This is a genomic window from Nonomuraea sp. NPDC049695 (genome assembly GCF_040674955.1).
GTDB classification, from domain to species: domain Bacteria; phylum Actinomycetota; class Actinomycetes; order Streptosporangiales; family Streptosporangiaceae; genus Nonomuraea; species Nonomuraea helvata.
This window is the reverse complement of sequence record NZ_JBFANV010000066.1, coordinates 25,581-45,768: the sequence shown is the minus strand read 5'-3', so window position 1 is coordinate 45,768 and position 20,188 is coordinate 25,581. Positions and strand designations below refer to the sequence as shown.

Annotated in this window: 22 protein-coding genes and 1 tRNA gene; 13 read left to right on the top strand and 10 right to left on the bottom strand. The window is 70.8% G+C overall.

Annotated elements, in window-relative coordinates; all coding sequences use genetic code 11:
• Nucleotides 1–16: 16 nt before the first annotated feature.
• The 5 genes from AB0J64_RS40130 to AB0J64_RS40110 all read right to left on the bottom strand — a co-directional run bounded on the left by AB0J64_RS40130 (nt 17) and on the right by AB0J64_RS40110 (nt 4,526).
• Nucleotides 17–1,363, bottom strand: coding sequence for an acetyl-CoA carboxylase biotin carboxylase subunit (locus AB0J64_RS40130; RefSeq protein ID WP_364039670.1), 1,347 nt, complete (start codon nt 1,361–1,363; stop codon nt 17–19).
• On the bottom strand, nt 1,360–1,809 hold the full coding sequence (locus AB0J64_RS40125; protein WP_364039667.1) for a biotin/lipoyl-containing protein: 450 nt from the start codon (nt 1,807–1,809) through the stop codon (nt 1,360–1,362). Before AB0J64_RS40125 ends, AB0J64_RS40130 begins: the two co-directional genes overlap by 4 nt.
• A complete protein-coding gene (gene accA, locus AB0J64_RS40120) occupies nt 1,802–3,589 on the bottom strand; it encodes an acetyl-CoA carboxylase carboxyl transferase subunit alpha (RefSeq protein WP_364039664.1) in 1,788 nt (595 codons plus the stop codon). The genes AB0J64_RS40125 and accA overlap by 8 nt, the downstream gene beginning before the upstream one ends.
• Nucleotides 3,586–3,912, bottom strand: coding sequence for a TcmI family type II polyketide cyclase (locus AB0J64_RS40115; protein WP_364039661.1), 327 nt, complete (start codon nt 3,910–3,912; stop codon nt 3,586–3,588). Before AB0J64_RS40115 ends, accA begins: the two co-directional genes overlap by 4 nt.
• A gap of 152 nt (nt 3,913–4,064) precedes the next feature.
• Nucleotides 4,065–4,526 (bottom strand): DUF1772 domain-containing protein, encoded by a 462-nt coding sequence (locus AB0J64_RS40110; protein WP_364039658.1) that lies wholly within the window; start codon nt 4,524–4,526, stop codon nt 4,065–4,067.
• Between the two features lie 153 nt (nt 4,527–4,679).
• On the opposite strand from AB0J64_RS40110, the gene AB0J64_RS40105 reads away from it, so the two are divergent.
• From AB0J64_RS40105 to AB0J64_RS40075, 7 genes are all read left to right on the top strand, one after another.
• Nucleotides 4,680–5,384 carry a sulfotransferase family protein gene (locus tag AB0J64_RS40105; RefSeq protein WP_364039655.1) on the top strand — a complete coding sequence of 235 codons (705 nt, stop codon included), beginning with the start codon at nt 4,680–4,682 and terminating at the stop codon, nt 5,382–5,384.
• The gene (locus tag AB0J64_RS40100; RefSeq protein WP_364039652.1) at nt 5,384–5,899 is read left to right on the top strand and encodes a flavin reductase family protein; all 516 of its coding nucleotides are present in this window, start codon (nt 5,384–5,386) and stop codon (nt 5,897–5,899) included. Before AB0J64_RS40105 ends, AB0J64_RS40100 begins: the two co-directional genes overlap by 1 nt.
• 12 nt (nt 5,900–5,911) lie before the next feature.
• A complete protein-coding gene (locus AB0J64_RS40095) occupies nt 5,912–7,531 on the top strand; it encodes a tryptophan 7-halogenase (RefSeq protein ID WP_364039649.1) in 1,620 nt (539 codons plus the stop codon).
• 211 nt (nt 7,532–7,742) lie between these two features.
• On the top strand, nt 7,743–7,985 hold the full coding sequence (locus tag AB0J64_RS40090; RefSeq protein ID WP_364039646.1) for an acyl carrier protein: 243 nt from the start codon (nt 7,743–7,745) through the stop codon (nt 7,983–7,985).
• Nucleotides 7,982–8,803 (top strand): cupin domain-containing protein, encoded by an 822-nt coding sequence (locus AB0J64_RS40085; protein ID WP_364039643.1) that lies wholly within the window; start codon nt 7,982–7,984, stop codon nt 8,801–8,803. The genes AB0J64_RS40090 and AB0J64_RS40085 overlap by 4 nt, the downstream gene beginning before the upstream one ends.
• Nucleotides 8,800–10,059: a beta-ketoacyl-[acyl-carrier-protein] synthase family protein gene (locus tag AB0J64_RS40080; RefSeq protein ID WP_364039640.1), complete on the top strand. Its 1,260-nt coding sequence runs from the start codon at nt 8,800–8,802 to the stop codon at nt 10,057–10,059. The genes AB0J64_RS40085 and AB0J64_RS40080 overlap by 4 nt, the downstream gene beginning before the upstream one ends.
• Entirely contained in the window at nt 10,056–11,285 is a 1,230-nt protein-coding gene (locus tag AB0J64_RS40075) for a beta-ketoacyl synthase N-terminal-like domain-containing protein (RefSeq protein WP_364039637.1), read from the top strand. Before AB0J64_RS40080 ends, AB0J64_RS40075 begins: the two co-directional genes overlap by 4 nt.
• A 421-nt stretch (nt 11,286–11,706) precedes the next feature.
• Here the strand turns inward: AB0J64_RS40075 and AB0J64_RS40070 are convergent.
• The 3 genes from AB0J64_RS40070 to AB0J64_RS40060 all read right to left on the bottom strand — a co-directional run bounded on the left by AB0J64_RS40070 (nt 11,707) and on the right by AB0J64_RS40060 (nt 13,380).
• Nucleotides 11,707–11,780, bottom strand: a tRNA-Lys gene (locus AB0J64_RS40070).
• Nucleotides 11,781–11,821: 41 nt separating this feature from the next.
• On the bottom strand, nt 11,822–12,748 hold the full coding sequence (locus AB0J64_RS40065) for a nucleoside hydrolase (RefSeq protein WP_364039634.1): 927 nt from the start codon (nt 12,746–12,748) through the stop codon (nt 11,822–11,824).
• Nucleotides 12,749–12,987: 239 nt separating this feature from the next.
• Complete coding sequence (locus tag AB0J64_RS40060) at nt 12,988–13,380, bottom strand: OsmC family protein (protein ID WP_344991294.1); 393 nt, start codon at nt 13,378–13,380, stop codon at nt 12,988–12,990.
• A 52-nt stretch (nt 13,381–13,432) separates the two neighbouring features.
• Here AB0J64_RS40060 and AB0J64_RS40055 point away from each other — a divergent pair, with 52 nt between their 5' ends.
• A complete protein-coding gene (locus tag AB0J64_RS40055) occupies nt 13,433–14,134 on the top strand; it encodes a hypothetical protein (protein ID WP_364039631.1) in 702 nt (233 codons plus the stop codon).
• A 50-nt stretch (nt 14,135–14,184) separates the two neighbouring features.
• Nucleotides 14,185–14,961, top strand: coding sequence for an FAD:protein FMN transferase (locus AB0J64_RS40050; RefSeq protein WP_364039628.1), 777 nt, complete (start codon nt 14,185–14,187; stop codon nt 14,959–14,961).
• Between the two features lie 107 nt (nt 14,962–15,068).
• Here the strand turns inward: AB0J64_RS40050 and AB0J64_RS40045 are convergent, their stop codons facing one another.
• On the bottom strand, nt 15,069–15,344 hold the full coding sequence (locus AB0J64_RS40045) for a hypothetical protein (RefSeq protein ID WP_364039625.1): 276 nt from the start codon (nt 15,342–15,344) through the stop codon (nt 15,069–15,071).
• 133 nt (nt 15,345–15,477) lie between these two features.
• Here AB0J64_RS40045 and AB0J64_RS40040 point away from each other — a divergent pair, with 133 nt between their 5' ends.
• On the top strand, nt 15,478–15,858 hold the full coding sequence (locus AB0J64_RS40040; protein ID WP_364039622.1) for a phage holin family protein: 381 nt from the start codon (nt 15,478–15,480) through the stop codon (nt 15,856–15,858).
• 8 nt (nt 15,859–15,866) lie between these two features.
• Entirely contained in the window at nt 15,867–17,195 is a 1,329-nt protein-coding gene (locus AB0J64_RS40035; RefSeq protein ID WP_364039619.1) for an aromatic amino acid lyase, read from the top strand.
• Nucleotides 17,196–17,601: 406 nt separating this feature from the next.
• On the opposite strand, the gene AB0J64_RS40030 is transcribed toward AB0J64_RS40035, so the two are convergent.
• Nucleotides 17,602–18,591, bottom strand: a complete 990-nt coding sequence (locus AB0J64_RS40030) for a LacI family DNA-binding transcriptional regulator (protein ID WP_364039616.1) — start codon at nt 18,589–18,591, stop codon at nt 17,602–17,604.
• Nucleotides 18,592–18,791: 200 nt separating this feature from the next.
• On the opposite strand from AB0J64_RS40030, the gene AB0J64_RS40025 reads away from it, so the two are divergent.
• Both AB0J64_RS40025 and AB0J64_RS40020 read left to right on the top strand, forming a co-directional pair.
• A complete protein-coding gene (locus tag AB0J64_RS40025) occupies nt 18,792–19,646 on the top strand; it encodes an amidohydrolase (protein WP_364039613.1) in 855 nt (284 codons plus the stop codon).
• Nucleotides 19,643–20,176 carry a cysteine dioxygenase family protein gene (locus AB0J64_RS40020; protein ID WP_364039610.1) on the top strand — a complete coding sequence of 178 codons (534 nt, stop codon included), beginning with the start codon at nt 19,643–19,645 and terminating at the stop codon, nt 20,174–20,176. Before AB0J64_RS40025 ends, AB0J64_RS40020 begins: the two co-directional genes overlap by 4 nt.
• Nucleotides 20,177–20,188: the final 12 nt, after the last annotated feature.

Sequence of the window (20,188 nt, the reverse complement as noted above, 5' to 3'; positions counted from 1 at the left end):
CAGATCACAAACCGGCCTAACCAAGGAACTCGTCGACAAACCGTGTGGTGTGCTCGGCGCGGGCGAAGGAAGGGTGCGTGATCAGCTCTCGGAGCAGGGGAATCGTCGTCTCCATTCCCGCGCCCTCCACCGCGAACTCGGCCAGCCCCCGTTCAGCCCTGGCGATGGCCTGGTCCCGGTCGGGTGCCCACACGATGAGCTTCGCGATCAGCGAGTCGTAGTACGGCGGCACCTGGTCGCCTTCGGCGAACCCCGAGTCGACCCTTGTCCACGGGCCGCCCGGCGGCCGGAAGATCTTCAGCTGTCCAGGCGTGGGACGGAACCCGGCGCGCGGGTCCTCGGCGTTGACACGGCACTCGATCGCCGCCCCGGTCAGCCGCACGTCGTCCTGGGCGAAGGCCAGCGGCAGGCCGGAGGCGACGTTGATCTGCTCGCGGATCAGGTCGATGCCGGTGACCATCTCGGTGACCGGGTGCTCCACCTGGATGCGGGTGTTCATCTCCATGAACGTGACGTTGCCGTCCGGGTCGAGCAGGAACTCCATCGTGCCCGCGCCCGTGTATCCAACCGCCTTCGCCCCCGCCACCGCGTGCTCGCCCAACCTGCGGCGCAGTTCGGAGGAGAGCCCCGGTGAGGGAGACTCCTCCACCAGCTTCTGATTGCGACGCTGCAGCGAGCAGTCGCGCTCGCCCAGATGGACCGCGTTGCCCGCCTGGTCGCACAGCACCTGCACCTCGACGTGCCGAGTGACCGGCAGGTAGCGCTCCAGGTACACGGCTCCGTTGCCGAACACCGCGCGGGCGTACGCGCTGGTCTGCCGGTACACCTCGGCCAGTTCGGCGCGGCTCGCGGCCACCCCGATGCCGCGCCCGCCGCCACCCGCCACGGCCTTGACCACCACCGGATAGCCGATGGCGGCGGCCACCTCCTCGGCCTCGGCCTGCGTGGGCACGCTGCCCTCGCTGCCCGGCAGCACCGGCAGTCCCGCCGCCGCCATCAGGGTGCGCACCTCGGCCTTGTCCGCGAGCCGGCGCATGACATCCGGGCGGGGGCCGATGAAGATCAGGCCGTTCTCGGCGCACACCTCGGCGAAGTCGGGGTCCTCCGACAGGAACCCGTAGCCGGGGTGGACGGCGTCGGCGCCGCAGCGCAGGGCCGCCTCGACGATGTTCGGCATGTACAGGTAGCTGCGCCGGGATTGGGGCGGCCCGATGTGCACGGCCTCGTCGGCGTAGGCGGTGATGAGGCTGCCGCGGTCGGCCGTGGAGTAGACCGCGACCGTGCCGATGCCCATCTCCCGGCAGGTACGGGCGATGCGCAGGGCGATCTCGCCCCGGTTGGCGATCAGTACCTTCCTGATCATGGCTGGTCCGCCCTGATCTTGATGAGCACCTGCTCGAACTCCACCGGCTGCCCGTCGCCCACGGCCACCTCCACGACCTCGCCACTCCACTCGGAGTTGACGCGGTTCATCAGCTTCATCGCCTCGACGATGCCGACCGTCTGCCCGGCCTTCACCCGCTCGCCAGGCCGGACGAACGGCGGCGCGTCGGGCTCCGACGCCACGTAGAAGGTGCCGACGAGCGGCGCCACCACGGTCCTGATCCCGTCGTCGATCATGTCGTCCGGCTCGGCGGGCGCGCTCGGGACGCTCAGCTCGGCGGGCGCCGTGCCCGAGTGGTCCCAGGCGATCTCCAGCACGCACTCGCCGACCCGCAGCGACACGCTGGCGACCGGACCGGGGATGGTCTTCACCAGGCTGCTCACCTCTTCCCTGAGCAGCCGCAGGTCCGCAACCAGGTCAGTCATTCAGCACCGTCCCCATACGGCGGAAGCGGGCCGCGCGCCGCCGTAGCAATTCGTCCGGGCCGAGCCCGGCGAGCCTGCCGAGCTCCCGCAGCAGAGAGCGCTTGAGCTCCGCTGCCGCGTCGGCGGGCGCGGCCTGCGCCCCGCCGTCCGGCTCCTCCACCACGCCGTCCACGACGCCGATGCGCAGCAACTCCGGCGGGGTGATCCGCAGCGCCTCGGCCATCGCCTCTGCGTGCGAGGGATCGCCCATGAGGATCGTCGAGCAGCTTTCCGGGCTGATGACCGAGTAGAAGGAGTTCTCCATCATGAGCACCGTGTCGGCCATGGCCAGCGCGAGCGCTCCGCCGCTGCCGCCCTCCCCCATGATGGTCGCCACCACGGGAACCGACAGCTCGGCCATGCCCGCGATCGTCTCGGCGATCGCCCACGCCTGGCCGCGTTCCTCGGCCCCCACTCCGGGGGCCGCGCCCTGGGTATCGACGAGCGTCACGATCGGCAGGCCGAGACGCTCGGCCAGCCGCATCAGCCGCAGTGCCTTGCGGTAGCCCTCGGGGTGCGCCATGCCGAAGTTGTGCTCCACGAGTTCCTGGGTGCTGTGCCCCTTCTGGTGCCCGATGACCATGACGCGAACGCCGTCGATCGACGCGGGACCGCCCACGACGGCGGGGTCGTCACCGTGCGCGCGGTCGCCGTGCAGCTCGACGAAGTCGTCGCAGATCCGCCAGATGACGTCGAGCGCGGTCGGCCGCGCGATGTCGCGCGCCGTCCGCATGGTCTCCCGCGCCGGGCGCGCCACCACGACCGCCTCGGACCCGTGCCCAGAGCTGGAGATCGGGACGGCCCCCTCGCGCGCGGGGACCGGAACGCCCTGCTCGCGCGCGGGGACCGCAGCGGCCCGCTCGCGGACGGGGACCGGAACGCCCTGCTCGCGGGCGCGGATCGCGGCGGCCTGCTCATGGGCCAGGGGCGGCGCGGCGGAAGGGGGCGAGCCCAGGGCGAGCAGCCTCGCCAGGAGCGGCCGGATGGCGGCCCTGCTCTCGACCCGGTCGAGCATGCCGCGTTCGTGCAGGAAGGCGGCGGTCTGGAAACCTTCGGGCAGCCGCTCCCGGGTCGCCGCCGCGATCACGCGGGGGCCGGCGAAGCCGATGAGCGCGCCCTGCTCGCCGATGAGGACGTCCGCCAGGGTAGCGAACGACGCGGTGACCCCGCCGAACGTCGGGTCGGTGAGCACGCAGACGCTCAGCACGCCCGCGCCGGAAAGCGCCCGCAACGCCTGCGCGGTCTTGCCCATCTGCATGAGGGACAGGGAGCCCTCCTGCATGCGCGCGCCGCCCGAGGCGGTCACGAGGACCAGCGGCGTCCTGCTGGCAAGCGCCTCCTCGGCGGCCCTGGTCACGGCCTCACCGACCGCCGAGCCCATGCTGCCGCCCATGAAGGCGAAGTCCATGACCGCGACGACCACCGGATGGCCGCCGATGCGGCCGCGCCCGTGCAGCACCGCGTCCGCCAGTCCGGTGCGCTCGCGGGCCTCGGCCAGCCGCTCCTGATAGGGACGGGTGTCGATGAAGCCGAGCGAGTCGGCGGAGCGCACCTGCCGCGCCGGCGTGAAGGAGCCCTCGTCGAGCAGCAGGCCGATCCGCTCCTTTGCGGACAGCCGGCGGTGGTGGCCGCACTCGGGGCAGACCTGGCCGGCGCGTTCGAGCCGGGGCAGGTAGACGAGCGCGTCGCAGCCGGAGCACCTGGTCCAGGTGCTCTTTTCGATGATCGGCAGGGCGGTCACGGCCGGCTCCAGGAGTAGAACTCGCCGGCGCGGGCGTCGGCGGGGCTGCGCCACGTGTTCGGGTCGTAGGGGCGGACGTAGGGATCGAGATCGGCGCAGAGCTTGTCGAAGTCGGCGCGCCCGCGGGCCCGCGCCATGGCCTCCGTGGCGTCGCCGTCGAACTCGACGTAGTGGAAGTACAGACCGTGGTACTCGAACAGACGGCGTTCACGCACTCCCAGGACCTGGGGGAGCTCGCCGTCGTCCGACTTCCCGAACAGCCGCGCCACCTCAGGGGCGGCCCCCGGCTGCAGCCGGGCCACGATGAGCGTCCGATCGTTCACGAGATCTCCTCGCTGTCGGAGTGAAAGACGCAAGGACGCTATACATCCGGCGTTCCGGATGTCCCCCGTCGCGGATACGAGTTGACTTCTCCCCTCCAGGGAGTGGTGGCTCCCCTCCGCGGCGGATGTCCTGCGGCGGATGCGGTGTGGGCTCAGGCCGCCGGAACGAGCAGAGCGGCGACGTAGGCGAGGAACCCGGCGGTGATCACCAGGGTGCGCCGGGCGTGCCAGACGATCCACCGCCCCCGCACGCCGGCCATCACCGCGGGGTCCCCGCTGTCCACCAGGCTCGCGATCACCTTGTTGAGCCGTACGTTGGCCAGCTCGGAGATCAGCGCCAGCCCGATGTTGCAGGCCAGCGCGAGCGCCCGCAGCCAGCGGGTGAGATCCTCCTGGGTCAGGAAGAGCAGCACGAGGGTCGAGCCGCCGGTGACCAGGTTGAGCGCCGGCATGTACCGCTCGATGCTGCGGTCCAGTGACACGTGCAGCCGCATCCAGGACGGGACGTCGAGGGCGCGTAAGGTCGGGCACACGCCGAAAAGGAACATCAACAGCGCTCCGGCCTGTATCCCGGCGCCCACCAGGCTCGTCGTCGTCAGCAATGTCGTCCACATGGCACGCCTTCCTCTGTCGCGGTGACCGGCCGACCTCTGCCTATCACCGGCGTCTACCGTCGCCGGTTCGGATGTTCCTCCCGCCGGGGGATGCCGATTCTCCGTACGTCGGTGGAAGACCCCCGAAAGGGGCGCGGCTTAGCGTGAGCGCTCGTGAGAGTGATTGGAGTCGGTTTCGGCCGCACAGGCACGACATCGCTGCGCGTGGCGTTGGAGGAGCTTGGTTTCGGCCCCTGCTATCACATGTTCAACATCGTCGAGGAGCCCCGCCGCATCAACCACTGGCTGGCCGCCGCGGAGGGACGCCCGGTGGACTGGACCAAGGTGTTCGCCGGGTTCGCCAGCGTGGTCGATTTCCCGGCCGCCGCTTTCTGGCGCGAGCTCGTCGCCCACTACCCGGAGGCCAAGGTCGTCCTGACCGTCCGGGACGCCCAGCGCTGGTACGACAGCGCCACATCCACCATCTTCAAGAAGGCTGTCGAGGCGGAGTCCCGCCCGGCGGCCGCCAAGTTCGCGTTCCGGCTCGCCGGCAAGATCAGCCCCGACCTCGGGGCCTTCACCCGGATGGTGCAGACCGCGATCCAGCAACGGCTCTTCGACGGCCGGGTCACCGACCGCGAGCACGCCATCAAGGTGTTCGAGCAGCACAACCGCGACGTGATGGCGGAGGTGCCGGAGGATCGGCTGCTCGTCTACGACGTGACCCAGGGCTGGGAGCGGCTCTGCGATTTCCTGGAGGTTCCCGTACCGGCGGGCACGCCGTTCCCCCACGACAACAACACCGCCTCCTTCCACAAGGACGAGGGCAGGCGGATGCGGCGGATGGCCGCCCGTTCGGTGCTGTTCCGAGCGTCGTGATGAGCGTCGACGCCGGCGCGCTGCGCGCCGTGCTGGGCCGGTTCGCAACGGGGGTCACCGTGATCACGACGGTAGCCGAGCAGGGTGAGGCATGCCTGGTGGGCATGACCGCGAACTCCTTCGCCTCGGTCTCGCTCGACCCGCCGCTGGTCCTCTTCTGCGTCAACCGCGCCTCCCGCCTCCACCCCGTCTTCACCGGGGCGCGGATCTTCGCCGTCAACATCCTCGGCGAGGACCAGACGGGGCTGTCCGGCCAGTTCGCCCGTCCGGGGCTCGACCGGTTCGGGCAGGCGCGAGCGGTACGGGGACGCAGCGGAGCGCCCCTGCTCGACGGCGCCATCGCCACCCTCGAATGCGCCGTGGACCAGGTGGTCGGCGCCGGAGACCACGACATCGTGATCGGCCGGGTCCTCTCCGTCGAGGAGTCGCCGGCCGAAACTCCCCTGATCTTCTACGGCGGGGCCTACCGCCGTCTTGAGGTCATTGAGGCGGACTGGTGGTCCGCACTGATCTAAGGAGAGGTGGTCATGTTCGACGTCATCATCCTGGGCTCGGGCATCGCGGGTTCCATTCTCGGCTCGATCCTGGCCAGGAACGGAGCGAGCGTGCTGCTGACCGACGCGGGGGTGCACCCGCGATTCGCGGTCGGAGAATCCACGATCTCGCACACCTTGAACGTCTTCCGCACGCTCGCGGAACGCTACGAGGTGCCCGAACTGGAAGCGCTGATCTCCTACGACAAAGGCATGGCGGAGATCGGCCCGGTCATGGGCATCAAGCGGCACTTCGGCTTCATGCTCCACCGGGAGGGGCAGGAGCCGGACCCCGGGCAGGCCAGCCAGTTCGGCACCGCGGGCATCGGGCATCTGCAGACCAGCCACCTGTTCCGGCAGGACACCGACGCCTACCTGTTCCACGCCGCGATCAAGTACGGGTGCGTGGCCCGGCAGGCTTTCCGGGTGACCGAGGTCGAACTGGACGACGACAAGATCGCGGTGGTCGGCGCGAACGGCGAGCGGTTCACGGGCCGCTACCTCGTGGACGCCAGCGGCTTCCGCTCCCCGGTCGCCCAGTTGCTCGGACTGCGCCAGGAGCCGTGCCCGCTCAAACACCACTCCCGCTCGCTGTTCACGCACATGATCGACGTACGCACGACCGACGAGTGCCTCAAGGGGGAGCGTCCGGCCGTGCCGTGGGCGCAAGGCACCATGCACCACGTGTTCGAGCGGGGCTGGTTCTGGATCATCCCGTTCAACAACGATCCCCGGTCGGTCAACCCGCTGGTGAGCGTGGGGCTGACCTTCGACGAGCGGGTGTATCCCAAGCCGTCGGACATCAGCGCCGAGGAGGAGTTCTACCGGCACGTCGCGCGTTTCCCGCTGCTCCAGCGGATCTTCGCCGACGCCAGGACGGTGCGGCCGTGGGTGTCGACGGACCGCCTGCAGTACTCCTCATCCAGGACGGCCGGGGCGCGCTGGTGCCTGATGTCCCACGCCGCGGGTTTCCTCGACCCGTTGTATTCGCGCGGGCTGTCGAACACCGGCGAGGTCATCAACGCTCTGGCCTGGCGCCTGCTGGAGGCCCTGCGTGAGGACGACTTCTCCGAGGAGCGCTTCGCTTACGTGGACACCCTGCAGAAGGGGCTGATCCGGTACAACGACGACCTGGTCAACAGCTCGTTCGTGTCCTGGTCGCACCCGGATCTCTGGAACGCCGTCTCCCGGGTGTGGGCGGGGGCGCAGATGCCGGTCAGCATGCATTTCGGCCAGGCGATCGAGAAGTTCTGCCAGAGCCGCGACGACACGATCTTCCGCGACCTGGAGCGGCTGCCCTACCCGGGGTCGCCGTTCCCGGGGAACACGGCCTATAACGAGCTGTTCGCGGAGATGGTACGGGTCTGCGATGCCGTCGACTCGGGCGAGCGGGACGCCGGGGAGGCGGGGCGCGCCCTGATGAAGCTGGTGGCGGAGTCACCCGGCATCGTCCCGTTCCTCGGACTGCAGGATCCGGAGACCAGGGTGGTGCAGCCCTCGATGGAGACGTTCATCTCCATGGCTCGCTGGCTGGCCACCGAGGGTCCGCAGGACATGCGGTACCTGGCCGACAACCCCCGCTTCGCCCACCTGCTGGCCGGCTCCCGCCCCTGAGCGGGACGCGCTGAACGGCATCGCCGGATCCGGCGATGCCGTTTTCGTGTTTCGTGCTAGCCGAAAGCCTCCCATCCCTGGGGAGGGATTCTCATCCTGACGGTTTGCTCCGCGTTTCACCACCACGGCGGAAGACCGGGCCCTGCTCCGAACCTACCGTTGGCCCCATATCCCCCCTGGCACGGTATCCACCATCGAACAAGGAGCCGGAATGGCACGAGAGATGTTCACCGAAGACGCTCTGCGGACTTTTCTGCTGGCCGTGGGGCTGGCGCCGGCACAGGAGGACTACTCATTGACCTTCGAGCAGCTCCAACTCGACTCCCTGGCCAGAGTGGAGATGGCGGCCCGGATCGAGGACCAGTACGGCGTCGCCCTGGAGATCGACGCCGACCAGAGCCCGCGGGCGGTCGCCGACCTGGTCAACGCGAATCTGGCGGGAGCCGCGTCATGATCGGGCACACCGACAACACGATCGAGATCGACGCGCCGATCGGCTTCGTCTGGGCGCAGACCAACGACGTGCGTACCTGGACCGACCTGTTCACCGAGTACGCCAAGGTCGAGGTGCTGGAGGAGGAGGCCGACTCGGTGCTGTTCCGCCTCACGATGCACCCCGACGAGCAGGGCAGGGAGTGGTCGTGGGTCTCCGAGCGCACCTGGGACCACGACACGTGGACGGTACGGGCCCGCCGCGTCGAGACCGGCCCGTTCGAGTTCATGAACATCACCTGGACCTACGAGGAGCTGGGCCCCGACCGCACGCGCATGCGCTGGGTCCAGGACTTCTTCATGAAGCCGGACGCCCCGGTGGACACCGCGCAGATGACCGGGAACATCAACCGGAACACCCGGACCCAGATGGACGTGATCAAGCAGCGGGTCGAGCGGCGCCGCCGGGCCGTCATCGGCTTCCACGACGTGCCGTCCAACACCCGCCGCGGCGGCGACCTGCGCACGCTGGTCTCACCTGCGACCGTCGGCGCGTCCTCCGGATTCATGGGCGCGGTACGGCTGGCGCCCGGCGAGAAGGTGGCCGAGCACTACCACCCCTACTCGGAGGAGTTCATCTTCCTCGCGTCGGGCGAGCTGCGGGTGGACCTGGACGACGAACCTGTGGTGCTCACCGCCGACCAGTCGCTGCTGGTGCCGCGGAACGTACGGCATCGCCTGACCAACGTGGGCGACGGCGAGGCGCTCGCCGTGTTCCAGCTCAGCCCGCTGGCCCCGCGTCCCGAGCTGGGCCACGTAGACACTGAGGAGGCCGGATGAGACGCAGCGTCGTGACCGGGATCGGGGTGATCGCCCCGGGCGGCGGCTCACGCGAGGAGTTCTGGCAGCGGATCATCGGCGGCAAGCCCGCGATCCGGCGGATCAGCCGTTTCGAGCCCGGTGCCTTCCGCTCCCAGATCGCCGCCGAGTGCGACTTCGACCCGGCCGCCTACGGTCTCACCCCTCAGGAGACCAGGCGGATGGACCGCTTCGCCCTCCTGGCCCTGGCCTGCGCGGACGAGGCCTTCGCCGACAGCGGCCTCGACCTGTCGCTCCTCGACCACGAGCGGATGGGCGTCTCACTCGGCTCCGCCGTGGGCTCCACCATCCGCCTGGAGGAGGAGTACGTGGTGGCGAGCAACGGCGGCCGGGACTGGGTGGTCGACCCGGCGCACGTGGGGCCGTTCCTCTACCACGCGCTGGTGCCGTCGAGTGCGGCCATGGAGCTGGCCGTGCGCTTCGGCGCCCAGGGCCCGGCGGCGGTGATCTCGACTGGGTGCACCTCCGGGATCGACGCGATCGGGCACGCGCACGCCCTGATCCAGGACGGCGAGGCCGACATCGTGATCGCGGGGGCGTCCGACGCGCCGATCTCGCCGATCACGGTGGCCTGCTTCGACGCGATCAGGGCCACCAGCCCGCGCAACGCCGATCCGGAGGAGGCCTCCCGGCCCTTCGACGCCGACCGCCAGGGGTTCGTCCTCGGCGAGGGCGCCGCCGTCCTGATCGTGGAGGAGCTGGAGCACGCGCTGGCGCGGGATGCCAGGATCTACTGCGAGATCGCCGGGTTCGCCGCGCGGGCCAACTCCTTCCACATGACCGGGCTGCGCCCGGACGGTTTCGAGCTCGGCGAGGCGATCATGGAGGCGATGGACCGGGCCCTGCTGAACCCCAAGGACGTGGATTACATCAGCGCCCACGGCTCCGGCACCAAGCAGAACGATCGGCACGAGACCGCCGCCTACAAGCGGGCGCTGGGCGAGGCGGCCAGGCGGACGCCGATCAGCTCCATCAAGTCGGTGATCGGGCACTCGCTCGGCGCCATCGGCTCGATCGAGATGGCCGCCTGCGCCCTGGCCATCCAGCGGGGCGTCATCCCGCCCACGGCGAACCTGGCGACACCCGACCCGGAGTGCGACCTGGACTACACGCCCGGCGTCGCCCGCGAGGTCACGGTGAACCACGCGCTGTCGGCAGGCAGCGGGTTCGGCGGGTTCCAGTCCGCGATGGTCTTCTCCCGGCTGGAGCGCGTGTGACCAGGCGCGTCGCGATCACGGGGATCGGCGTGGTCGCGCCCACCGGGCTGGGCGTGGTCGAGCACTGGCGTAACTCACTGGCCGGCGCTTCGGGGATCGCCGCCCTGCCCGACGCCGAGGCGCTGCCCATCCGGGTGGGCGGGCAGGTGCGCGGGTTCGACGAGACCGCGCTCATCGAGAACCGGCTGCTCGTGCAGACGGACAAGTGGACGTGGATGGCCCTCGCGGCCGGCGAGTTCGCGCTGGACGACGCCTCGCTCGACATGCGCTCCGAGTACCCCTTCCACATGTCCGTCGTCACCTCCAGCGCCTCGGGAGGCAACGCGTTCGGCCAGCGGGAGATCGAGGCTCTGTACAAGTCGGGGCCGCGGGCCGTCAGCGCCTACCAGTCGATCGGCTGGTTCTACGCTGCGAGCAGCGGCCAGATCTCCATCCGGCACCGGATCAAGGGCGCCTGCGGGGTGATCGTCTCTGACGGCGCCGGCGGCATCGACGCCCTCGCCCAGGCCGTCAGGCTGATCAGGCGGGGCAGCGAAGCGGTCCTCGTGGGCGGGACCGAGGCGCCGCTCTCGCCGTACGCGCTGGTGTGCCAGTCGAGCCAGCCGACGCTGAGCCGGGCGCACGATCCCGCACGTGCCTACCGCCCCTTCACCCCCGACGCCGGCGGCTACGTGCCGGGAGAGGGAGGGGCGATGCTGGTGGTGGAGGAGTGGCGGCACGCGCGCCTGCGGCCGGCCGCCACCGTCTACGCCGAGGTGGCGGGGACGGCGGCCACCCACGACGCGTACCGCCACGACTCCGCGGCGCCCGACGGCCGGCAGCTCGCGCGGGCCGCGCGGGAAGCCCTGGCCAGGGCCGGATGCGATCCCGACGAGGTGGACGTGGTCTTCGCCGACGGCGCCGGGGACCGCGTCGGCGACGAGGCGGAGCGGGCCGCGCTCGCCGAGGTTTTCGGATCGAGGCGCGTGCCGGTGACCGTGCCCAAGACCATGACCGGGCGCTTGGGCTCGGGAGGGGCGGCGCTGGACATCGCGTGGGCGGCGCTGGCCATCCACCACGGGGTCGTGCCGCCGACGGTGTACGCCGACGCCGACGCCGTCGAGTCCGGCCTCGACCTCGTCACCGAGCCCCGCGTGATGCCGGGACTGCGCACCGCGCTGGTGCTGGCGCGCGGGGCCGGCGGCTTCAACGCCGCCGCCGTGCTGCGCGCGCCTGCCCGCCCCTGACCCGCGTTCCGGCATCGTTCAGGTTGGCGTCAGCCGTACGGCAGGTAGCAGATCGACAGTTGCGGGGCAGCGTGGACACCACAGGAGGCCTCATGACCAAGGGCGACCGGCGCCGGGACAGCGGTATCACCTACACGTTCTACCCGGGCGAAGGCATCTGGGAGATGGCGCCCCCCAGCCTCTTCCGGCGCCGCCTCCTGGTCGGAGTGGCGGGGATCTCCGCGATCTCCGCCCTCGCCGGCCTGCTCTCCGGCTTGGCGCTCGACCGCCTGCTCCTCGACCGGGGCGGATCGGGGGCCACAGTCTCCGTGCCCGGCGTCGGCACTCCGACCGTGCCGACGCCCTGCCGGCCGATGGCCGACCGGCATGGAGACAATGAGAAAATCCCAGCTCGCGATGCGCGAGCCGGGATTTTCGCCGGTGCGCCGCCAGGGACTCGAACCCCGGACCCGCTGATTAAGAGTCAGCTGCTCTAACCAACTGAGCTAGCGGCGCAACAGATGTAACTGTATCAGCCGCCGAGCAATGCCCGCACATCATCCGAGCCGCCCCGCCAGTCCCTCGTACGCCCCCAGAACCAGCTCCCAGAACCCCTTCACGTCCATCGAGGTAGCCACCAGCGCGTTCGCGTCCTGCGCGCTCACCTTGAAGTCCGTCACGGTCATCCCCCGCGTGTAAAGCCCGGCGGTCTCCACGTTCACCACCGCCGGCACGCAGGTGAACAGGGAGGGATCGAGCACGTACGCCACCGCGCACGCGTCGTGGATGGCCGGGCCGCCGTCGGCCGTCACCACCCCGTAGAACTGCGCGGCGGGCGCCAGCAGCTGCTCGCCCAGCCTGCCCAGGAGACGCATCCGGTCGAGCACGTCCGAGGTCACCACGGCGGTCAGCGTCACGTCCAGGCCCAGCATCTTCACCGTCCACCCCGCGCCGAAGACGATCGCGGCCGCCTCAGGGTCGGCCAGGATGTTGAACTCGGCGGCCGGGTTGTGGTTGCCGCGCGTGAACGAGCCGCCCATGATGACCAGGTCGCGGGCCCACTCCACGACGCGGGGCTCGCGGCGTACGGCGAGGGCGATGTTCGTCAGCGGGCCGACGGCCACCAGCGTGATCTCGCCAGGGGCGGCCTTCAGGGTGTCCACGATGAAGTCGACCGCGTGCCCGTCCGACGGGTCCAGGGCCGGGGCCGGCAGCACGACGTCGCCCAGGCCCGTGGTCCCGTGCACGCGGGAGGCGCGCACCGTCTCGCGCAGCAGGGCGCCGGCGCTGCCCGGTGTCACCGGGACGTTCCCCAGCTCCAGGAACTCTCTCAGTGCCAGCGCGTTGGCCGTGGTCAGGGGGAGATCGACGTTGCCGCCCACGGTGGTGATGCCCACCACGTCGAGGGAAGGGGAGCCGGCGGCAAGGGCCAGGGCGAGCGCGTCGTCGATACCGGGGTCGCAGTCAATGAGAACTTTCTTCACGAAACCGGAGGATACGCATAGATCGGGCCGGGCAGTTCCCCCAAAGCTGCCCGGCCCGATCGGCGGCGGTCCAGGCCGGTGTCTTCCCCCAAAAACACCGGCGGTCCCGCACTGGCGAACCGCGGTCCCCCTCCGCGTCCGCATCGGTGAAGGTTCGCTGGTCTCTTGACCTGCTACAACGCTACCGAGACGAATGCAACGGTCGCGTCATGACGGGGTCGAATATCTGTTTTATCCGACTAGGGAACCTCCAGCCGAACCTCTGTGCCTTCCTGCAACGATCTGCTCACCGTGCAGTACTTCTCGTGCACCCGCTCCGCGACCGCCCTGAAGACCTCGCCGGCCTCCTCCGAGGGCAGCTCCACCTCGTACGTGACGGTGACGGGGCCGAGCTTGCTCGGCTCGACCTTCTCCGCCTGCACGGTCATCGCCAGCCGCACCAGGCGGTGGCCGCGCTTGGCGGTGAGCGGCTCGACGGTCACGATGTTGCACCCGCCCACCGCCGCCAACAGCAACTCCACGGGGGTGAAGACCCCGTCCTCGTCACCGCCGCCCATCCGCACCTCGGCGCCGCGGGCGTTCGTGGCCCGGAATCCGCCGTCCTCTGTTCGTTCGACACGCACGTTAGCCATGTTTCAGACCCTACTCAGAAAGCTTTAATGTTCATTCAGGATCGTGAGGAGCATGGCAAGCCAGGCGAATGCGAACCCCGGCCCGATCCTCTTCTGGTGCGGCGTCGCGGTGGCCGAGTTCGGCGCGATCCAGCCGGGTTTCGGCTACCCGTGGCGGCCGACGGCCTACGCCGCGGCGGCGCTGCTCGTCGCCCTCGGCTTCCTCATCGTCAAGGCCGCCGACCACCTGCGAACCGAGGAGGCCAGGCAGCGGCTGCGGCTCGGCGGCTACCTGGCCGGCGCGCTGCTGGTGGCGCACGAGTTCAGCTCCACGGCGTACGTGACCGAGCTCAGCCGCGCGGGCTCGGTCGCCCTGTACGCGATGGCGGCCGTCATGGCGGTACGCAGCCACCGGGTGCCCGCCACGGCCAGGCCGACCCTGCTGATCGCCACCGGCCTCGACCCGTCCGCCCTGCGGGCCCGGCTGGACGGCGCGACCGACACCGTGGCCGTCTACCGGATCGAGCGTGCCACCGACGAGCTGCGCGACCTGGAGGCCCGCTACGGCCTCATCCTCGTCGAGGGCGGCGAGCACGACCCCCGCGCCAAGGAGCGCGTCAGCGCCTCGGGCCTGAGCCGCGAGTTTCCCGACATCTCCGACCGCGATGTAGTGGTGGCCGGCCCGCGGCAGTTCAAGAGGTACGTGGGCGGGGCGTTGTCACGCCTTGCGGTGCCAAGATCACAGATTCATTTCAAATCACAGCAAAAGGTTTAGGTCCACATTACGCCTCATCTGCAACGGTGGGCTGCGGACAAGGAGGCAAGGTGACGACTTTCCCCGGAAGCGCCCGTGTCGAGATGGTCATGGGCATGCCGGTCAGTGTGGACATCCGCACCGCTCTCCCGGCGCGCGAGCTGGTCCCGCTGATGGATGACGCGTTCTCCTGGCTGAGGTGGGTGGACGACACCTTCAGCCCGGTGAAGGAGGACAGCCAGATCGGCCGGCTCAACCGCGGCCAGACGATCAGGCAGATCCCCGAGCTCGTCGAGGTCCTCCACCGCTGCGACGAGCTCAGCGAGGCCACGGACGGCTACTTCGAGGCGCGCATCAACGGCGTCATCGACCCGTCCGGCTACATCAAGGGCTGGGCGCTCGAGCGGCTGTCCCGCGCCCTGGTCAACGCGGGCGCGGGCGACCACCGCATCAGCGCGGGCGAGGACATCAGGGTGCGCGGCTCGGCCGCCCCCGGCAAGCGCTGGCGCGTCGGCATCCGGGACCCGCGCAAGGACCTGGTACGCAAGGTCGTCTTCGCCCACGACCTGGGCATCGCCACCTCGGGCGGCGCTCCCGTGGTCAACCCGCGTACGGGGCAGGTCGAGGAGGGCCTCGGCTCGGTCACCGTGATCGGGCCCGACCTCGGGATCGCCGACGCGTACGCCACCGCCATCTACGCCATGGGACCCATCGTGGCCAGGCGCTTCGCGGCCGACCTGGCGGAGGCGGGGCCGTACCAGACGATGATCATCACGCGGGACGGGCAGGAGATCAGCACGCCCGGCCTCGCCGACTACAGCGGGGCGGAAGCACGTCTGGCGGGCTGACCGCCTTCCGGCGGGCCGCCCTCCCTCGGCGGCCCGCCGCGCTCGAGTGGCTACGGAGGGTGGCGCGCGGAGCCGCGCCGGGCCGCCTCCTCAGCCGTCTCTCACGGTCAGGCGTCGGGATGTTTGCGCAGATACTCTATGTAGATCGGGCGCAGCGCCTCGCCCAGCTGTCCCTCGCCGGAGGCGATGGCGTCGCTGAGCAGCGCGGAAACCCGGCTGAGGTCATGGGCGGCCTCCGCGCCGTGACCGCTGGCGGCCTCGGCGGCCGGGATGACCTTCAGCAGATCCCAGAGAAACCCCAGGTCCCCATGGCGTACGGCGTAACGTACCGCCCGATCGTGCAACTCGTCGGCCGGCAGCGACTCGAGCCCGTTCGCTTCCATCTCGCTCCCTCCCCTCGACGCCCCCTGCCCGAGTTGGGCCGGCGATAACCGGCGACTACGCAGAGTAGCCGCCGGAAACGCGCAGACTGCGCCACTATCGAATTACCGAGCTCAAGTGGGAGGATCAAGCAGCGTGAGATTCATCATCAGAACCATCGCGGCGGCGGTGGCCCTATGGGTGGCCATCCAGCTCGTCCCCGGCATCGGGGTCAGCGCCCCCACGAACTCCGCCAAATACTGGGGCGTCCTGCTCATCGTGGCGTTGATCTTCGGCCTCGTGAACGCGATCGTCAAGCCCATCGTCAAGGCGCTCGGGTGCGCCATCGTCGTGCTGACGCTCGGCCTGTTCCTGCTCGTCATCAACGCGGCCATGCTGCTGCTGACGAGCTGGATCGCGGGCCAGCTCGACATCCCCTTCCACGTCTCGAACTTCTACCCGGCCGCGTTCTGGGGCGCGATCATCGTCAGCGTCGTGAGCTGGCTGCTGGGCCTCATCCTCCCCGACGGCGACTGAACTTGCACGTGGAGCTCGACGGCGCCGGCCTGACCTGCGGGCAGGTCCACGAGGCCGCGTACGGCGGGGCCCGGGTCACGATCGCCTCCCTGGATCGGGCCCGGGCCGCGTGGACCACCGCCCAGGAGCTCAAGGGCCCCGTGTACGGGCGGAGCACCGGCGTGGGCGCCAACAGGGGCGTACTCGTCGAAGAGCCCGGCCTCGACCTGCTCCGCAGCCACGTGTGCGGCGCCGGCCCGCTGATCCCGCCGGCCCGCGCCAGGGCCATGCTGGTGGTCCGGCTCAACCAGCTCGTCGCGGGCGGCTCCGGCATCGACCCCGCCGTGCTCCCGGTGCTGGCCGACGCGATCAACGGCGGCTTCACCCCGCCGATCCAGACGTACGGCGCCATCGGCACCGGCGACCTCACTGCCCTCGCCACCACCGCCCTGTGTCTGCTGGGCGAGCTCCCCTGGCACCACGAACCCCCGCCGGCCCCCGCCGACCAGCCCCGCTTCCCGCTCGCCTCCGGGGACGCGCTGCCGTTCATCAGCTCGGGGGCCGCCACGCTCGCCGACGCCGCCATCGCCTGCCACCGCCTCCGCCACCTCCTGGAGGCCGCCGTCGACGTCGCCGCGATGTCGTTCGCCGCCGTGCACGCCTCGGCGGAGCCGCTGGCCGCCGCCGTACAGGAGGCCCGGCCCCACGCCGGCCAGGCCACCGTGGCCGCACGCCTGCGCGGCCTGCTCACCCAGGCTCCGGGGACCCGCGTGCAGGACCCGTACGGCTACCGAGCCTTCGCCCAGGTGCACGGCGCCGCCATGGACACGCTCGACCGAGCGGCCGCCGCCGTCGAGACCGACCTCAACGCCGCCACCGAGAACCCCCTCATCTCCGGCTCCCTCGCCTGGCACAACGGCAACTTCCACTCGGCCCCGGTGTCCCTGGCGCTCGACGCGCTGCGTGCCGCGCTCGTGCAGACGGCCCAGCTCAGCGCCGCCCGCCTGGCCACCCTCATGGACCCCGCCTACACCGGCCGCCACCCCTTCCTCGCCGACCGGCCCGGCTCGTCGGGGCTGCTGATCCTGGAGTACGTGGCCCAGGACGCCCTCGCCGAACTCCGCCACCTCGCCCACCCCGTGACGACGGGCACGGCGGTGATCTCCCTCGGCACGGAGGACCACGCGGGCTTCGCCACCCAGGCCGCCCGCCATGCGCTCCGCTGCCTGGAGCCTTTGGAGATCGTCCTGGCCTGCGAGCACACGGCCGCCGGCCGCGCCCTGCGCGGCCCCACCCCGGACCGTCCCCTCACCACCGACCTGACCGCCTCCCGCCACGCTCTCCACCCACCTTCCTGACCCTTTTGGGGTCGCTCCGGACCGCCGCCGCTCGGGCGGCGTGCACAACTTCGGCCGCCGGTCCGACGCCCGCGTGAACGGCACCATGGGGTGCCTGCGACGGCACTGGTGACGCGGCCCTACGGGCGCCCAAGGACACGCGCCCCAAGACGGCGGCACCGGACGACGCGTCCGCACCCCCGAAGCGCCGGTCCCTGACAACGCCCCCTCCGCCCCCCACTCAGCGCCGGTACGGCGAGACGAAGTGCGGCGGTACCCGGCGCAACGCGCACGGCCAGGCGGAGTGGAAAGCCCTCGACGTGAACGACGCGACGCGCGCCCCAAGCCGTGGCGGACGACGCAACGCGCACGGCAGGCGACGACGCGACACCCCGCGCAAGCCGCACCCCGAGGTGCCGGGCTCCCGTCACGGAACCCGGGCCACCGACCCCCGTTCCCTGAGCGTGGGCGCCTGGACCACGCGGCGGCGTCGGGTGCCGCCGTCGGTCGCCGCCGAGATCAGCCGGACCGCCGCCCGGACGATCCCGTCGATGTCCCAGTCGACGGTCGTGAGCCCAGGCGTGAGCAGCCCCGACATCGGGTGGTCGTCGTAGCCCATGACCGACACGTCACCGGGAACGGCCAGCCCCAGCTCCTGAGCCGCCGCGTAAACCCCGTAGGCGATGGAGTCGGCGAAGCAGAACACCGCGCTCGGCCCCCGGGCGGTCAGCAGGTCGCGGGCGGCCGAGGTGGCGCCGGCGAGGCCGTGAGGCGCGGTGGCGACCTCGATGTCGAGGCCCAGCCGGTCGGCCTCGGCCGTGACGTGCAGGTCGGCGGGACGGTCGGGCGTGCTGGCCCTGGTCGGGGTGAGGACCGCGATGCGGCGGTGGCCGAGGTCGCGCAGGTGCTCCAGGGCCATGGTCACGCCGCGCCGGTTGTCGAAGACGACCTCTCCTGCCGTGCCCGCGATCGAGTCGCCGATCGCGACCACCGGCAGCGACTCGCACAGCTCGGCCCAGAACGCCGCCGCCGGGTCGATCGGCTGGACGATCAGGCCGTCGACGCGCTGGTCGCGGAGCCGCTGGGCGAAGGTGCGCTCGCGGGCGGGGTCGCCGACCGCATCGAGGATCAGCGCGTAACGGTCTTTCTCCCGCAAGCCCCTGCTGATGCCGACCGCCAAGGACTGCTGCCACAGGTCCTCCAGCGAGCCGCACAGCAGCCCGATCATGCCCGTGCGCCCGCTGGCCAGGGCCCTGGCGATGGGGTCGGCCTCGTAGCCGAGCTCCGCCGCCGCGGCGCGCACCCGCTCCATGGTCTCTTCGGACACCTGCAGGCCGCGCAGGGCATAGGAGACGGCCGCGGGTGACAGGCCCGTGGCCTGGGCCACCTCACGGATCGTGGCTCTCTTCCGAGGCATTCAGCCAGCCTATTCGGTGACAACGACAGAACCGCAGTTTCCGCCACGCCGTCTGCCGGTCCTGCCGCTCCCCGACCCGTTGACAAGCCGGAGGTGAAGCGGTTCACTGAACCGTATCACTGAAACGCTTCACGGTAGGCACGACGCAGCGCAGCGGTTTAACATGTAATGTAAGTAGGAAATAGGGGAAGGAGGCAGCCGTGAGCGTCGACGTCCATCAGCATGTGTGGACCCACTCGTTCGTCGCTGCCCTGCGCGCCCGCACCTCCCCGCCCTATGTCGACGGCTGGACGCTGATCCTCGACGGCGAGCCCCCGTACGAGATCGACCCCGGCGACCGCAGGGACACCACCGGCCTGGAGCTGGCGCTGGTGTCGATGTCGAGTCCGCTCGGAGTCGAGTCCCTGCCGCCCGAGGAGTCGTGGCCGTTGATCGACGCCTACCACGACGGCGCGCTCGCGCTGGGCGAGCCGTTCGGGGCCTGGGCGTCCACGTGTCTCAGCGAGTCCGACCCCGACCGCCTGGCGAAGGACCTCGACCGCGGCTTCGCCGGGCTGCAGATCCCCGCGACGGCACTCCCCGACGACCGGCTGCTCGAGGTGCTGACGGACAGGGACCTGCCGCTGTTCGTCCACCCGGGCCCTGCCGCCCCGGCCCCGGGCACGCCGCCGTGGTGGCCCGCCGTGGTGCCGTACGTGCAGCAGTTGCACGCCGCCTGGCACTACTTCCACGCCGTGGTACGGCCCAGGCACCCCAGGCTGCGCGTCTGCTTCGCGGCGCTCGCGGGCCTGGCCCCGCTGCACTCCGAGCGCCTGATCGCCAGGGGCGGCGGCACCCGCGGCCTGGTCGATCATGACTTCTTCGTGGAGACCTCCTCGTACGGCCCGCGCGCGATCGACGCGATCGTCCGCGAGCTGGGCATCGACGTCGTCGTCAACGGGTCCGACGCCCCCTACGCCACAGCACCCGAGCCCGGTCTCGGCGCGGCCGCCGGCCATGCCATCCGGGTCGTCAACCCCCGTCGTCTACTCGGCAGAAAGGAGACTCGTACGTGAGCACGATCCAGATCCAGGACGGGGGCACCTGTGCCCGGCTACCGGAGCGCACGCTCGACCGCCGCGAGCTGCGCGAGCTGGTGAACGAGCTGGCCGCCCACCCCGAGGAGTGGCGCGACCAGGTGGCCTTCCCGCAAGAGGGCGGCAGGCACTACGCCTCGCTCTACCGTGACGCGTACGTGGACGTATGGCTCCTGTGCTGGCGCCCGGAGGACGACACGGGCTGGCACGACCACGACATCTCCTCGGGAGCCGTCCACGTCGTCCAGGGCGCGCTGCTGGAGTGCAACCCCCGCATCGGCGGCGAGCACCTGGAGACCGTGGTCTCGGAGGGCCAGTCGTTCTCGTTCGGGCCCGACCACATACACCGGCTCAACGGCGCGGTCGACAACAGTGTCTCCATCCACGCCTACTCGCCGCCGCTGTGGCGGCTCGGCCAGTACTCGATCGACGACACCGGCGTCATGCGCCGCGTCTCAGTCAGCTACGCCGACGAGCTCAGGCCGCTGGACGACGCCGTCGTGGCCTGAGCACGCGGCACC

Coding starts and splice junctions, on each gene's coding strand:
- AB0J64_RS40130 (WP_364039670.1), bottom strand. CDS start 1,363: ATGATCAGGAAGGTACTGATCGCCAACCGGGGCGAGATCGCCCTGCGC.
- AB0J64_RS40125 (WP_364039667.1), bottom strand. CDS start 1,809: ATGACTGACCTGGTTGCGGACCTGCGGCTGCTCAGGGAAGAGGTGAGC.
- AB0J64_RS40110 (WP_364039658.1), bottom strand. CDS start 4,526: ATGTGGACGACATTGCTGACGACGACGAGCCTGGTGGGCGCCGGGATA.
- AB0J64_RS40100 (WP_364039652.1), top strand. CDS start 5,384: ATGAGCGTCGACGCCGGCGCGCTGCGCGCCGTGCTGGGCCGGTTCGCA.
- AB0J64_RS40095 (WP_364039649.1), top strand. CDS start 5,912: ATGTTCGACGTCATCATCCTGGGCTCGGGCATCGCGGGTTCCATTCTC.
- AB0J64_RS40090 (WP_364039646.1), top strand. CDS start 7,743: ATGGCACGAGAGATGTTCACCGAAGACGCTCTGCGGACTTTTCTGCTG.
- AB0J64_RS40085 (WP_364039643.1), top strand. CDS start 7,982: ATGATCGGGCACACCGACAACACGATCGAGATCGACGCGCCGATCGGC.
- AB0J64_RS40080 (WP_364039640.1), top strand. CDS start 8,800: ATGAGACGCAGCGTCGTGACCGGGATCGGGGTGATCGCCCCGGGCGGC.
- AB0J64_RS40060 (WP_344991294.1), bottom strand. CDS start 13,380: ATGGCTAACGTGCGTGTCGAACGAACAGAGGACGGCGGATTCCGGGCC.
- AB0J64_RS40055 (WP_364039631.1), top strand. CDS start 13,433: ATGGCAAGCCAGGCGAATGCGAACCCCGGCCCGATCCTCTTCTGGTGC.
- AB0J64_RS40045 (WP_364039625.1), bottom strand. CDS start 15,344: ATGGAAGCGAACGGGCTCGAGTCGCTGCCGGCCGACGAGTTGCACGAT.
- AB0J64_RS40030 (WP_364039616.1), bottom strand. CDS start 18,591: ATGCCTCGGAAGAGAGCCACGATCCGTGAGGTGGCCCAGGCCACGGGC.